We start from the raw sequence: 13943 nt of genomic DNA, 5'->3' as shown, positions 1-13943 counted from the left end.
GCATTTGAGAATTTATAAGCATCTTTATTGTCCTGAAGTAACACTAATTTAGTGGATTTCAGTATCGGTAAAATGCTCGTAAATTCTCTATTGAGGAACTCAAAGGCCGCGTAAATTTTGCGTAAAATTTAGTTTGAAAGACCTTAAAATTTAAAATTAACAACTGGGTAAAGCGTACTATCAGCCTTTAGTCTTTCACAATGCCAAAGTTCATATAAAGGAATTTTTACATCGAGCGCTAAAGGTAATTTTTTAGAATTAAATTGCATATGGTCCAGATCACTTCCCCATGCAATCAAATCTACATCTAAAGAAATATGATGCGATGGTCGAACACGTCCAGAATCTGATTCAAGTTTCTTTAAAAAAGATTCTATTTGTTCACAGGCTAAAGTGCTTCTTAATAGACATGCTGAATTCCAGTAATCATCTCCAATACCATCTCGGCATGGAATTTGATAAACAGATGAAAACTGCACTTTCCCCAAAGTTGCTAATTGCGTATAAGCAAAAGTAAAGTGCTGTGCTGCGTCTAAATTACTCGCTAGGGCGAGTGCAAAAATTGTTTCTGGTGCGTTCAAGACGAATTCCTACAGCATTAGCTTCTGCAATGATGGCTGGCTTACGGATGGTTATGGTAATTTTTTCAATTGTTGGAAAGGTTTCAAATAAACATTGCAAAACCAGATGAGCTGCGTGCTCGATTAATTCAGGTTTAGCTTGTTGAATGGTTTGAGCCGATAACTCACAAATCTGCGCATAGTTGAGTGTATCCTCAAGCTTGTCAGACGCTGCAGCTCGGCTCAAATCATTATGGATGGTTAAATCCAACATTAAAGGTTGAATGATTTGTCTTTCCCAGTTGAAACAGCCAATCACTGTATCAACCTTCAAGCCTTCAATAATAATGGCATCCATAAATTTAAACTGACCTTAGTGCTTTAACAACGAAGCAGGTTCCATATTTTGAACCATTTTCAAACGTTGGTCTGCATAAATATCAGTATATGGTGCGAGTACGCGCATAAAACGATCGAAATAAAGCATTTGCTTAAATAATAAGGCAAAATCTCGAGGGAATTTAATACCGTGGCGCTCACCTACACCCACCATATCCATCATGATGTCATTTAAATCGGCTGGATTGGTAGACAAAATTTGCTGTGGATCGGCCATTAATACGCCATTAAACAAACGTTCTAAATCTTGAGCTAAAACCTGAACATCAACTTTGTTGTGAGTCATACCCATTTTGAGCATATTTTCAGCCATAGCCTGATAATCAGTCTTTTGCAAAGCATCCATAAATGCAATACAGGCTGTCCAAACTTCTGGCTTTAACTGCCCTACAATACCGAAATCGATAAAACCAATTCGTCCATCTTCGAGCAGCATTAGATTTCCAGCATGTAAGTCAGCGTGGAAACTCTTACAGAGCATAAGACTACCAAACCATGTATTCATGGCAGTAATGAGTACTTGTGATGGATCTTTAGCATATTGTTTCACGACACTAAAATCTGTCAAAGACACACCATATAAACGCTGCATGGTCAAAACACGGCGTGTAGAAAACTGATGATAAACTTTAGGGGCTGTCGCAGCTTGGTTTTGAGAAATATTTAAATACTCAACAAAGTCATCTATGTTCTGGGCTTCCTCAATGAAATCGACTTCACGCACCATACGAGTTTTGATTTCATCAACAATGTCAGAAAGAGCAGCAAACTTGATTTTAGGGACTGCACGTTCAAGCAGCTTTGCAGCCCAATGCACTACATTTAAGTCAGTGTATAAAATAGTTTCTACGCCAGGTTTTTGTACTTTGATAACGACATCTTCACATGTAGTTAGTTTAGCTGCGTGAACCTGAGCAATTGAAGCAGAAGCTAAAGGTTTTTCATCGATATAACTAAAAATCTCGCTTAAATCACGCCCTTCAAATTCAGAGGTAAGTACGCCTTGAATATAGCTAAATGGCAGAGTTGGAGTCTGATCCAAACAACCTTGAAATTCTTCTACATATTCACGCGGAAATAGCGATGGTGTACTCGCGATAAACTGACCAAGCTTAATATATGTTGAGCCAAGCGACTCAAAAGTCTCACGCATGAGTTTGGCATTACTTGGCTTATCAGTTGCATACTTAATACCAGCTTTAGCCGCAACTACTGCGGTTTCACCGATACGGGCAACTGAGCGCAATCCATCAAATAAAATATTTTTTTTCATATTTCTTTAGAACCAGAATATTCGTCTCAAGTGTAGCAAATTTTGCTTTATTTGCTGATTAGCTTGCCTGACAAAGTGGACAATTTATATCTTTATCAAAATTAACAATACGTTGTGACATATTTAATCCATCCCAAAGTAACAGTTTTTGTTTCAGAGGAGTGCGATTAAGCCCTAAATAAAGTAAAGTGTGATGTGCTTGTAATGACGCTATCATTACAGGAGTAGTTGCAAGCACTCCTGACTCTGCACAGCGAAGGCCTTCATTGTCATGCTGTTCTTTTGGAAATAAACATTCATAACAAGCTGAATCACCTTCAACCATAAACATTTGCGCCTGAAAGCCAATTGCAGAAGCACTAATTAATGCGACCTGATTCTTTTTACAAGCACTATTCACTAAATAGCGAGTTGTAAAGTTATCGCAACCATCTAAAATGACGTCTTGGTGTTCAACAAGTCTATCAATGTTATGTTCGTCTAAACGTTCATTAAAGTATTCAACACAGATATAAGGGTTAATTTTCTGTAACCGTTTTGCTAGAACTTCAGCTTTATAACGACCAATATCTTCATGACCAAACGCAATTTGTCGTTGTAAATTACTTATCTCAATGGTATCTACATCAATGAGTGTAATCTTCCCAACCCCTGCTCGTGCAAGTAGTTCTGCACTGCTACAGCCTATGCCACCAGCACCCACAATCAGCACATTGGCAAGTTTGAGTTTTTCCTGAGCTTCAATATCCCATCCATCAAGTAAAATCTGACGGCTATAGAGATGCATTTCTTCATCACTTAACTCTACAAAATCGATATCTTGAAGCTCAGTCACACGTTAATCCTTTCACTTAGAAGCCAAGTGATTTTATGACTAAGTTCGTCATTAGGAAAGCTATAAAATGGAAACAACTTTTTTATTCAGTTAACTCCCCATTACATTACTTCTCACACGCTTTCTGGAACAATAGAACAATCCATTTTCTGTATTACTTAGGCTAAATATGTCCCAATCATATATTGCACCAGTAGAGTTAGAAAAAGCTTATCGTTTATTAAATCATGGTCCAACTGTGCTGGTTTCTGCACAACATGGTGACGACCGCAATGTAATGGCTGCCGCATGGGCATGTGCATTAGAGTTTAAACCTGCCAAAGTGTCTGTAGTTTTAGATAAAAGCACTAAAACCCGACAGCTTGTCGAGCAAAGTGGTTATTTCACCCTACAAGTTCCTTGCTATGCACAGCTCAATATGACCAAACAACTTGGTACCATTAGTAAGTTGGATGACCCACAAAAACTTGAGCACTGCGGAGTTGAACTATTTTATCAAAAAGATCTGACCAGTCCGCTTGTATCAGGTTGTATCGCATGGCTGGTTTGTAAACTTATTCCTGAACCGCATAATCAGTCAGCTCATGATTTATTTATTGGTTCTGTTGTAGGTGCATGGGCAGATAGTCGCGTTTTTAGAGATGGACACTGGCATTTTCAGGATGCACCAAAAGAACTTCGTAGCCTGCACTATATTGCTGGTGGAACGTTTTATTTAATTGGTGAAGAAGTGAAAGCCGACCTCTAATATAAAAAATAAAGGGAAATATTTAAATATTTCCCTTTGTTCAATTTAGCTCGCGTAAGCTTGCTGCATTTTTGCAATTTCTTGCTGCTTCAACAATCCTCTTTGAATTTTTCCGCTCGTGGTTTTAGGTAGGCTGTCCACAAACTCAATTTCTTTTGGATAAGCATGACGAGATAAACGGTTACGAACATATTGCTGTAACTTATCTTTTAATGTTTCACACGCTTGATAAGCAGGCTTAAGTACCACAAAAGCTTTGACTATTTCGGTTCGTTCCAGATCTGGCTTACCAATTACGGCTGACTCTAATACCGCCTCACACTCTAATAAAGTACTTTCAACATCGAATGGTCCAACTCGGTAGCCCGATGTTGTAATGACATCGTCAGCACGCCCCACAAAATCAATGCCGCCATGTTCATTTAAAGTGACCGTATCACCAGTTAAATAATATTTGCCGACAAAGGCTTTGCGATTATTGCCACCATAACCTTTAAACCACATTAATGGCGATTGCTCCGAGTCCATTGCCAAAATACCAACACCACCTGTTGGTAATTCTTGATAATTTTGGTCTAACACCGCAAAACGATGCCCAGGAATTACAAAACCAGCTGAACCTACTTTTAATGGGTGCTCAAGCGCATGATGATTTGCAATCACCATCCCTAGCTCAGTTTGGCCATATTGATCAAAAATATTAACCTCTAAATCCTGCTTAAACCAGTTCACAACCTCAGGAGTTAATGGCTCACCCGCACTACTCACTACGCGTAAATGTTGTTTAATTGAAGGATCAAATTTTTCCTTAAACCCAAAGAACATGCGAAATGCTGTTGGCGAACCAGTTAAATTACTTACTTTATATTTTTTTATTAACTCTATTGCCTGATCTACATTAAATGAACGCTCATCCATAATAATGCTATGCCCCAAGCTTAAAGGCCCGGTAATGCCATAATACAAACCATATGCCCAGCCCGGATCTGCCAAATTCCAAAACATGTCATCTTCACGCAAATCGACAGCATGGGTCATATAACCTTTAAATGCCAAAATTGCTTTTAGTGGAACGGGTACAGACTTCGCAAGTCCAGTTGTACCAGAGGTAAACATCATTAAAAAGTCATCTTCAAAGCTACGATTTACTGGCTCACATTGCTCAGAATAGCGCTGTAAAGATTGCCAAAAATCGAAGTCATACTCAGACAAAGGACCAGTCTGATGAACAGTGACAATAACCGGAACATTCAGGGTATTCAGTTTAGGGCGCTGTTCATCATTGGTCACAATCAATTTAGTTTGAGCAGTCGTAATACGGTGATCAATCGATTTTGCTTCAAAGGCAGTAAATAAAGGCTGATAAATAGCACCTATACGCCACGTTGCCAAAATTGTAATTAATAACTCAGGCGTTCTCGGTAAAAGTCCTGCAACACAATCTCCAGCTTGAATTCCTTGTGCTTTAAAGAAGTTAGCAAGTTTTCCAGAAAGCTCAGCAAGTTGTTCGAACGTATAGTGCTCTGTCTGTCCGTTTTTTCCTTCCCAAATAAGCGCTGTTTTATTTTTTCCTATATAACGCTCACAGCACTCAACATAAGCATTTATTGCTTGGGGATGCCCAACAAGTTGCTCTTCAATGAGTTTTGCAAGATCAAATTGCTGATAAGCTTCTGCCAAAGTTTTCATGATGCTCACCTTCATTCCGTTGGATGATTGATTTTGTGTAAGACCACAAAATCTGTCCTGACTGTTATTGTTTTAGCTAAAGCTCGAAGAATATTTCTTCAACTTTTCCATCTATTTCAAATAAAACTAATAGCAAAAATGCATCATTTCAATTGCAAGAAGCCGCACATCATGTGCGGCTTCTTGCAGTTTTAAGTTTAAAAACTCAATGCGTTATGATCTAAACTTGAGCCACTTCACGAGCAATCACCAAACGTTGAATATCTGAAGCACCTTCATAAATCTGGCTTACACGAACATCACGATAAATTCTCTCCACAGGGAAATCACTGACGTAGCCATAACCGCCATGAATCTGGATTGCATCCGAACATACTCGCTCAGCCATAGTTGATGCAAAGAGTTTCGCCATTGAGGCTTCTTTTAAACAAGGTAGCCCCGCATCTTTTAAAGTTGCCGCGTGTAAAACTAGCTGATGTGCCGCTTCAATTTGGGTTGCCATATCGGCTAAACGAAAACCAACCGCCTGATGCTGAACCAGCTCTACACCGAAGGCCTTACGTTCATTTGCGTATTGGACAGCAGCATCAAAAGCAGCTCTTGCCATACCAACAGATTGAGCCGCTATACCAATACGACCAGCCGCTAAATTAGATAGCGCAATTTTATAACCTTCACCTTCTTGACCCACCAAATTTTCTAAAGGAATCCGGCAGTCCTCTAACGTAATAGTCGCTGTATCTGAAGCATGCTGGCCCATTTTGTCTTCAATACGAGTCACCAAGTAGCCTTGTGTATTGGTCGGTACAAGAAAGCACGAAATGCCTTTTTTGCCAGCTTGTTTATCTGTAACCGCAAATACCAAAGCCACTTGAGCATTTTTACCACTGGTAATAAATTGCTTTACACCATTGAGCACCCAATAGTCGCCATCTCGCTCAGCTTTACATAAAATCGCGCTCGCATCGGAACCGACATGTGGTTCAGTTAAACAAAAGCATCCTAGCCATTCACCAGAGGCAAATTTTGGCAAATAGCTTTGTTTTTGCTGATCTGAACCGTATGCCAGTGTAATACCGCAAACCAATGAATTTTGTACGCTGACGATTGTCGAAATGGCACCATCGCCTGCAGCAATTTCTTCAATTGCAAGCACCAAAGATACATAATCCATTCCAGCACCGCCCCATTCATCGGGCACAGTCATCCCCATTGCGCCTAGCGCACCTAAGTCTTTTAATTCCTGAGCCGGAAATTCATGGGTCTTATCGCGATGTGCAGCTGTTGGTTTTAACTGATTTTGCGCATAGTTACGCATCATCTCCTGAACCATGCTTTGTTCAGCATTTAGAATCATTTCAACATCCTTATTTTATTATTTTGCTGCCATGCGAATTGCACCATCTAGACGGATAACTTCACCATTTAAATAGGAATTTTCAGCAATATGCGCAACCAAACGAGCAAACTCTTCTGGTTTTCCTAAACGAGATGGATACGGAACCATTTGCCCCAGAGCATCTTGTACATTTTGCGGCATACCCTTAAGCATTGGAGTTTCCATAATTCCCGGTGCAATGGTCATAATACGAATGGCATGTCGCGCTAGCTCACGAGCGATCGGCAAAGTCATCGCCACAATAGCGCCTTTTGATGCAGAATAAGCTGCTTGTCCAATTTGACCGTCAAATGCTGCAACAGAAGCAGTGTTAACAATGATGCCACGGTCCTCTTCACCTTCTTCAACCGTGTTTTTGCTCATGGCATCTGCTGCAAAACGCAGCATGTTAAATGTACCTGTGACATTAATACCTAAAGTCTTTGCAAATAATCCCAAGTCATGAACACCCTCACGGCCAACTACTTTTGCAGAAGGGCCAATACCTGCACAGTTAATCAAACCATGCAAATGACCATGTTTAACCAACACATCTTTAAAGAACTGTTCAGCAGCTGCTTCATCGGTTACATCAAGTTTTACAAAGTCAGCTTTTGACCCTAACTGTTTCGCCTGCTGCTCACCTGCTTCTACATTCATGTCTACTAATGTGACTGAGGCACCCTGCTTTACCAAATACTCAGCCGTTGCAGCTCCTAAACCAGAGCCGCCACCTGTAATCACGAAATGTTTTCCTTGAATTTTCATTATGTAACGTCCTATAGAAATGTTCTTTAACCTTAGTAGTGAGAGTAAAAGTTGTTTTTTTCCGATACAATTTCAAAAAACCTCAAAATGCTTGCAGCTTTTGATCAATCCAAATTTTGAATATGAAATATTTCATTTGAAATACGTAAAAAAATGAGTCTTTGACATGGTTGTCCAATCTTCTTTAAGTAAAGGAACAATTTCGATTGCACTGGTACATGAAGCATTAAGTGCGGCTTATGCCAAAGGGCTAAATACTCAAATTATTTTGAATAAAGCTGGTATTCCTACTGAATTACTCATGACATCCAAAGCGCGTGTTCCAGTAGCAACGTATGCACAATTATGGATAGAACTTGCCAATGCCATGAACGACGAGTTTTTTGGTATGGATAGCCACCCTATGCGCCGTGGCAGCTATAAATTACTTACAAAACTCGTCAGTACGGCTGAAACTTTAGAAAAGGCTCTCTACGATATTTTGAATTTTTTTAATTTTGTGCTTGATGATATTCGTGGAGAGTTAATTCGAGAACAAGAAAAAGCTTATTTGGTCATTCGTGATCGTGAACAACCTAAACGTATGTTTACTTACGCAACCTTTTTAATGTTAGTACATGGGCTTATGTGTTGGCTGGTAGATCAACGAATTGGCTTAAACCGTATTACGGTACGTTGTCCAAAACCGAACGATATTCAAGATTATTTGGTACGCTTTTGTGAAGATATACAATTTAATGCCGAGACAAATCAGATTGAATTTGATGCCCACTATTTAGATATTAAAATTAAAAAAGATAAAAAAGCGCTTTATGATTTTTTAGAACAAACTCCGCAAAATCTTTTAGTTCGCTTTAAAAATGAAAATGCCTTGAGCGTTCTTATTCGTCGTCATTTATTAAAGCTTCACCCTGCTCAATGGCCCGAACTCAAAGATGTGGCACAGCAACTCAATATTTCTGAAGCTACTGTTCAACGTCGCCTCAAACATGAAGGTGTGAGTTATCAACAAATTAAAAATGAAATTCGTTGTGATATTGCGATTGAACGTTTAAGCAAAAGCAATGATTCAATACAAGACATTAGTGAAGACTTAAATTTCCATGACCCGAGTGCTTTTCACCGTGCATTTAAAAAATGGACAGGTGTTAGCCCCGGTGCTTATCGGGATAATTTAACTACACACAAGTAATAAAAATGGACTTAACGAAGCTTGAATTCTAGACTTAAGCTTATGATATTTATGTATTTTAAATTCAATATTTCAGATAAATGCATCATTCAAAGCTTAATAATATTCATAAAAACAGAGATTTATAATTTTATTCAAACTTTTATCTTTCAAACTGATTTACAAATCAAAATAACTAAGTTTATAGACCACTCAACACGTGAAAGGATGATCCATTATTTTATTTCGGTTCTATTTTTATCATGTCTTTAAAATCAAAATTTTCTCTACCGAAGACTTTGTTGGCATCAACATTGGGGTTCGTATTTGCTTCATCTACTTTTGCAGCAATTCCGACTACACTTAAACTTGATTACGCTTACTACGCACCAACTAGTTTAGTGGTCAAAGATCAAAAACTTCTCGAAAAAGCACTACCCAATACCCAAATTAAATGGGTTTTTAGTCAAGGTAGTAATCGTTCATTAGAATATCTCAACAGTAATAGTATCGATTTTGCTTCTACTGCTGGATTAGCTGCGGTATTAAGCCGAGCGAATGGTAGTCCAATTAAAACTGTTTATGTACAAAGCCAACCGGAATGGACCGCCCTTGTTGTCGCAAAAAACTCACCAATTAAAAGCCTAAAAGATTTAAAAGGTAAGAAAATTGCAGCTACTAAAGGAACAGATCCTTTCTTATTTACACTACAAGCATTAGAAACCATAGGCTTAAGTAAACGCGATGTACAATTGGTTCATTTACAACATCCAGACGGTAAAACTGCATTAGAGCGTGGTCAAGTAGATGCTTGGGCTGGACTTGATCCATTAATGGCTTCAGCTCAAATTCAATCGGACGCGAAATTACTTTATCGTAATGTTGGATTTAATAGCTATAGTGTATTGAGCGTTAAAGAAGACTTTGCAAAGCAAAGCCCTGAAGCGGTAGAAGCTGTGATTAAAGCCTACGAACAAGCTAGAAAATGGGCAAAAGCCAATCCAGATAAAGTAGCAGCACTTTTAGCACAAGAGTCCAAACTCCCTCTACCTGTGGCTAAACTACAACTGAGCCGAACCAACTTTGATCAAAGCATCCCATCAGCAACTCATGCACAAGCACTTAAACGTTCTGGGAAAATTTTGACTGAAGAAGACTTAGTCAGAAAAGGCACCAATGTCAATCAAGTGGTTGATCAGTTATTAGATCCACGTTTTGCTCAAAAAGTCGTGAAATAGTATATGAGTGATTCACTTAACAAAGCTGAGCTAAATCATTTCCTAGCTCAGCAGGCTTTAAAATCTCAGAAAAAGCATCTAAACAACAAATTTACACGGTGGTTTAAAGCGCTACTCATTCCACTCATTTTTTTAGTGGGTTGTGAGTTTTTAGTCAGAAATGGCTATATCAATGCTTATCTGCTCCCTGCACCTTCGAGTTTATGGCAATCTTTTTTAGATTTAGCTCATAGCGACCTATTTGCTCATATTTATATTAGTACATGGCGTGTTCTATTCGGCTTTATCATAGGAAGTGGTTTAGGTTTAATTTTTGCGATTTGGGTTGGATTAAGTAAAGAGGCAGAAGCATATTTAGAACCGACCTTTTCAGCAATTAAGTCGATCCCAAGTCTTGCTTGGATTCCACTGTTATTGCTTTGGTTAGGAATTGACGAAGGTTCTAAAATTACGCTTATTGCAATCGGAGCATTTTTTCCAACCTATACCAATACAGTTGCAGCAATTCATAATGTAGATAAAAAGCTCATTGAAGTTGGAAAAGTTTATCGGCTCAATGCTTTTCAACGTGTTTTATCTATTATTCTACCAGCAGCATCTCCCGGCATTTTAACGGGTTTACGTAACAGCTTAAGCTTATCATGGATGTTTATGATTGCAGCTGAACTGATTGCAGCCACTCAAGGGATTGGTTATTTACTCAGTGATGGCCGAGAAACGTCTCGGCCTGATATCGTTATCATTGCAATTATTTTATTGGCACTATTGGGTAAAATAACCGATAGCTTAATGAAACTTATAGAAAACTGGTTATTACGTTGGCGTGATACGCTACAAAAATAACTTTAAATCCAGCGTGCCAAAGTGACTCGATCATTTTGGCCATAATCTTGAATGGTTTTTATCTCACTAAAACCATGCTCTGTGAAAATGCCTCGAACAGCTTGCCCCTGATCATAACCATGTTCAAGTACAATCCACCCTTGAGGTTTTAACCAGTTTTTCCCTTGAGCAATAATAATTTCAATATCAGCCAATCCCTGATGGTCTGCAACCAACGCACGGCGCGGCTCTGTTGCCAAAGCTTGCATGTGTTCATCTTCAGGGTCAATGTAGGGCGGATTAGAAACAATTAAATCAAATTGTTGTAGCTCTAATGCTTCAAACCAAGCACCGCAAGCAAACTTCACATGTTGCAAGCCATGTGTTTGTGCATTTTCTTTTGCAACTTCTAACGTAGGCGCATAAATATCTGTTGCTGTTACCTGCCAGTTCGGACGTTCACTTGCCAATGCAAGCGCAATTGCACCTGTCCCCGTTCCCAAATCCACAATATTTGCATTCTTTGGCAAATTTAGATTTAAAACAGTTTCAACTAAAACCTCAGTATCAGGTCGTGGTACTAAAGTATCTGACGTTACTTTTAAATCGAGCGTCCAAAATGGTTGCGAACCTGTCACATAGGCTAAAGGTTCACCATTTTGAATACGCTCAAGGCCAACCAAGTAGTCTTGCTCTTGCTGAGCCGTTAGCTCTTGCTCAAGTCGAAACTTTAATTCGAGTGAATTGATTTTTAGAAAATGCTCAAGCAACCAAGCATTTTCTTGTCGTTCATAACTGTCAGGCTCACCACGAATTGCAAGCGCTTGAGCAATATTCATTAGCCGCCATTTTCCTGTGCAAGCATCGCAAGCTGATCTGCCTGATATTCACGATGTAAGCTATCGAGCAATTCAGTTAAATCACCTTCCATAATGGCATCTAACTTATATAAAGTTAGGTTAATACGGTGATCTGTCATACGCCCTTGTGGGTAGTTATAAGTACGGATACGTTCAGAACGGTCACCAGAACCGACCAAATCACGGCGCATTTCAGAAGTCGCTGCATCAGCCGCTGCACGTTTAGCATTTTCTAAACGTGATACTAACAATGCCATCGCTTTAGCTTTGTTCTTATGCTGTGAACGTTCTTCTTGGCACTCAACGACTGTACCCGTTGGAATGTGAGTAATACGTACTGCCGAATCGGTTTTGTTAATGTGCTGACCACCCGCACCTGACGCACGGTAAGTATCAATACGTAAATCTGCCGGATTAATTTCAACGTTAGTATCAACGTCAATTTCGGGCAGAATTGCCACTGTAAAAGCCGATGTATGCACACGACCTTGTGATTCAGTTGCTGGCACACGTTGTACACGATGCGCGCCACTTTCAAACTTTAAGCGGCCATACACGCCATCACCATCTACACGGCAAATGACTTCCTTAAAGCCGCCATGCTCGCCTTCATTTTCAGAAAGGACTTCAATACGCCAACCTTGTGTCTCTGCATACTTGCTGTACATGCGGAACAAATCGCCTGAGAAAATTGCAGCTTCATCACCGCCCGTTCCTGCACGAATTTCTAAATACGCAGCATTAGAGTCATTTGGATCTTTTGGAATCATCAAAATATTGAGCTGGCTTTCTAATTCTTCAAGCAATGCTTTATTTGCTTGAATTTCTTCTTCTGCCATATCTTTAAAGTCGGGGTCCGACTTCATCATTTCAGCAGTTTCAATATTTTCTTCTGCTTGACGGTATTTGCCCCAAACTTCGGTAATTTCAGTTAAATCACTATGTTCACGAGACAGTTTACGGAAACGTTTGTTATCGGAAATCACTTCTGCATCTGCAAGCAATGCGGTAAGTTCTTCATGACGATCACAGAGTTGATCAAGACGTAAACGGAGTGACGCTTTCATAAGAGGAAATATCTCAAAAGTCCAAAAAACTTATCTAGATAAATATAAGAAGATAAGCCAAATCATAAAAATAGCGCATAGTTTACAGTTTATGCCGATTAAATGACATATGTAATCCTTTAAATCGTTAACTTTCCAAAGCCATAAGGATATATAAATCTAATGATTCCAGATGAGATTTATTCATCAATCTAAGATTTTCTCTTATTGAAAACAAATAACTCACTTTTTTAAATCCATATAATAAAAGAGACTTTATTTATAAAGCCTCTTTATCGTTTATAGTTATTTTAATTTTTCTAATAAAGTTTTACCGACAAGAACAGCCGAAGCTGGATTTTGTCCAGTAATAAGCTCACGATCCACCACTACATTTGGCGACCAAGCTTTTGTATTGCTTTGATATTTCGCACCCAGTGTCTCTAATGCAGTTTGTGGATAGAACTTCATTTCACCGCCTTTTAATAAGCCCTTCGCTTGCTCTTCTTCTTGATTGCTAATTACCGTCATCCGGTAGTTTTTATAAATCCATTCGCCAGTTTTGACTGTTCTAATTTGTTCAAGTTGCTTAACAGCTTCCGCAGCATGAGGTAAAGTTGACATCAGAGCTATAGGCCCATGACAAACCAAGGCTGTAGGCTTTCCTGCATTATGAAAAGCGTTAAGAACTTTACCAAGCTGTTTATCTTTTAACAGGTCTTGCATAGGTGCATGCCCACCCGGAATATATATGGCATCAAATTGATCTATACCAATTTGCTCAATACGCGCCAGACTTACAACTGGAGAGTCTTTAGGTGAAGTTAACTTTAAATCATGTAATAAACCAGCATATTGTTTTAATACTTTTTCATCTTGGTTAAAGTACATTGCACTATTTGAAGATTCATCTAACGTTGGAGCTTTCCCTTTTGGGGTGGCAAACGTTACGGTGTGCCCCGCATCTAAAAGCATTTTTGTAGGCTGCATCAATTCGTTAAGATAAAATCCCGTTTTAAAAACATGATTATTTTTTAGCTCTAGCTGATCTTCATCTGACAATACAACAAGTACATGAGCTGCATTTACACTTAATGCTGCCGAAGCTGTAATCACTGCAAACATTATTTGATTCAACATCTTCATTATTTAACCT

General features: G+C 39.0%; 14 protein-coding genes. 4 read left to right on the top strand and 10 right to left on the bottom strand.

From position 1 onward, the window contains the following. Nucleotides 1–143: 143 nt before the first annotated feature. Genes J678_RS05825 through J678_RS05810 form a run of 4 tightly spaced genes read right to left on the bottom strand, consistent with a single transcriptional unit; the run spans nt 144 to nt 3067 of the window. Nucleotides 144–581: a 2-amino-4-hydroxy-6-hydroxymethyldihydropteridine diphosphokinase gene (locus J678_RS05825; RefSeq protein WP_017393595.1), complete on the bottom strand. Its 438-nt coding sequence runs from the start codon at nt 579–581 to the stop codon at nt 144–146. After that, a complete protein-coding gene (gene folB, locus J678_RS05820; RefSeq protein ID WP_017393594.1) occupies nt 538–918 on the bottom strand; it encodes a dihydroneopterin aldolase in 381 nt (126 codons plus the stop codon). The genes J678_RS05825 and folB overlap by 44 nt, the downstream gene beginning before the upstream one ends. A 15-nt stretch (nt 919–933) precedes the next feature. Further along, a complete protein-coding gene (locus J678_RS05815; RefSeq protein WP_017393593.1) occupies nt 934–2232 on the bottom strand; it encodes an ABC1 kinase family protein in 1299 nt (432 codons plus the stop codon). 58 nt (nt 2233–2290) lie between these two features. Further along, nucleotides 2291–3067 (bottom strand): HesA/MoeB/ThiF family protein, encoded by a 777-nt coding sequence (locus tag J678_RS05810; RefSeq protein ID WP_017393592.1) that lies wholly within the window; start codon nt 3065–3067, stop codon nt 2291–2293. Nucleotides 3068–3236: 169 nt separating this feature from the next. Between J678_RS05810 and J678_RS05805 the strand changes: the two genes are divergently transcribed. Further along, nucleotides 3237–3815 (top strand): flavin reductase family protein, encoded by a 579-nt coding sequence (locus J678_RS05805; RefSeq protein ID WP_017393591.1) that lies wholly within the window; start codon nt 3237–3239, stop codon nt 3813–3815. Nucleotides 3816–3860: 45 nt separating this feature from the next. Here J678_RS05805 and J678_RS05800 read toward each other — a convergent pair whose 3' ends face one another. The 3 genes from J678_RS05800 to J678_RS05790 all read right to left on the bottom strand — a co-directional run bounded on the left by J678_RS05800 (nt 3861) and on the right by J678_RS05790 (nt 7650). After that, nucleotides 3861–5504, bottom strand: a complete 1644-nt coding sequence (locus J678_RS05800; protein ID WP_017393590.1) for an AMP-binding protein — start codon at nt 5502–5504, stop codon at nt 3861–3863. 220 nt (nt 5505–5724) lie between these two features. Further along, entirely contained in the window at nt 5725–6861 is a 1137-nt protein-coding gene (locus J678_RS05795; protein ID WP_017393589.1) for an acyl-CoA dehydrogenase family protein, read from the bottom strand. Between the two features lie 18 nt (nt 6862–6879). Further along, nucleotides 6880–7650, bottom strand: coding sequence for a 3-hydroxyacyl-CoA dehydrogenase (locus J678_RS05790; protein WP_017393588.1), 771 nt, complete (start codon nt 7648–7650; stop codon nt 6880–6882). A 166-nt stretch (nt 7651–7816) separates the two neighbouring features. Between J678_RS05790 and J678_RS05785 the strand changes: the two genes are divergently transcribed. From J678_RS05785 to J678_RS05775, 3 genes are all read left to right on the top strand, one after another. Then, nucleotides 7817–8842, top strand: coding sequence for an AraC family transcriptional regulator (locus J678_RS05785; protein ID WP_002049325.1), 1026 nt, complete (start codon nt 7817–7819; stop codon nt 8840–8842). 242 nt (nt 8843–9084) lie between these two features. Further along, complete coding sequence (locus J678_RS05780; protein WP_017393587.1) at nt 9085–10059, top strand: aliphatic sulfonate ABC transporter substrate-binding protein; 975 nt, start codon at nt 9085–9087, stop codon at nt 10057–10059. A gap of 3 nt (nt 10060–10062) precedes the next feature. Then, the gene (locus J678_RS05775; protein ID WP_017393586.1) at nt 10063–10902 is read left to right on the top strand and encodes an ABC transporter permease; all 840 of its coding nucleotides are present in this window, start codon (nt 10063–10065) and stop codon (nt 10900–10902) included. Nucleotides 10903–10904: 2 nt separating this feature from the next. Here J678_RS05775 and prmC read toward each other — a convergent pair whose 3' ends face one another. The 3 genes from prmC to J678_RS05760 form a co-directional block, all read right to left on the bottom strand. After that, the gene (prmC, locus tag J678_RS05770; RefSeq protein WP_017393585.1) at nt 10905–11720 is read right to left on the bottom strand and encodes a peptide chain release factor N(5)-glutamine methyltransferase; all 816 of its coding nucleotides are present in this window, start codon (nt 11718–11720) and stop codon (nt 10905–10907) included. Then, nucleotides 11720–12808, bottom strand: a complete 1089-nt coding sequence (gene prfA / locus J678_RS05765; protein ID WP_032027189.1) for a peptide chain release factor 1 — start codon at nt 12806–12808, stop codon at nt 11720–11722. Before prfA ends, prmC begins: the two co-directional genes overlap by 1 nt. A 285-nt stretch (nt 12809–13093) precedes the next feature. Then, the gene (locus J678_RS05760) at nt 13094–13933 is read right to left on the bottom strand and encodes a type 1 glutamine amidotransferase domain-containing protein (RefSeq protein WP_031944653.1); all 840 of its coding nucleotides are present in this window, start codon (nt 13931–13933) and stop codon (nt 13094–13096) included. Nucleotides 13934–13943: the final 10 nt, after the last annotated feature.

Source organism: Acinetobacter sp. 1424608 (assembly GCF_000588255.1).
Taxonomy (GTDB): Bacteria; Pseudomonadota; Gammaproteobacteria; order Pseudomonadales; family Moraxellaceae; genus Acinetobacter; species Acinetobacter nosocomialis.
This window is presented reverse-complemented; position numbering and strand designations above follow the sequence as displayed.

Bases quoted from the DNA above. Each gene is read 5' to 3' on its own strand.
- folB (WP_017393594.1), bottom strand. From the start codon at position 918: ATGGATGCCATTATTATTGAAGGCTTGAAGGTTGATACAGTGATTGGC.
- J678_RS05815 (WP_017393593.1), bottom strand. From the start codon at position 2,232: ATGAAAAAAAATATTTTATTTGATGGATTGCGCTCAGTTGCCCGTATC.
- J678_RS05805 (WP_017393591.1), top strand. From the start codon at position 3,237: ATGTCCCAATCATATATTGCACCAGTAGAGTTAGAAAAAGCTTATCGT.
- J678_RS05800 (WP_017393590.1), bottom strand. From the start codon at position 5,504: ATGAAAACTTTGGCAGAAGCTTATCAGCAATTTGATCTTGCAAAACTC.
- J678_RS05795 (WP_017393589.1), bottom strand. From the start codon at position 6,861: ATGATTCTAAATGCTGAACAAAGCATGGTTCAGGAGATGATGCGTAAC.
- J678_RS05790 (WP_017393588.1), bottom strand. From the start codon at position 7,650: ATGAAAATTCAAGGAAAACATTTCGTGATTACAGGTGGCGGCTCTGGT.
- J678_RS05785 (WP_002049325.1), top strand. From the start codon at position 7,817: ATGGTTGTCCAATCTTCTTTAAGTAAAGGAACAATTTCGATTGCACTG.
- J678_RS05780 (WP_017393587.1), top strand. From the start codon at position 9,085: ATGTCTTTAAAATCAAAATTTTCTCTACCGAAGACTTTGTTGGCATCA.
- J678_RS05775 (WP_017393586.1), top strand. From the start codon at position 10,063: ATGAGTGATTCACTTAACAAAGCTGAGCTAAATCATTTCCTAGCTCAG.
- prmC (WP_017393585.1), bottom strand. From the start codon at position 11,720: ATGAATATTGCTCAAGCGCTTGCAATTCGTGGTGAGCCTGACAGTTAT.
- prfA (WP_032027189.1), bottom strand. From the start codon at position 12,808: ATGAAAGCGTCACTCCGTTTACGTCTTGATCAACTCTGTGATCGTCAT.
- J678_RS05760 (WP_031944653.1), bottom strand. From the start codon at position 13,933: ATGAAGATGTTGAATCAAATAATGTTTGCAGTGATTACAGCTTCGGCA.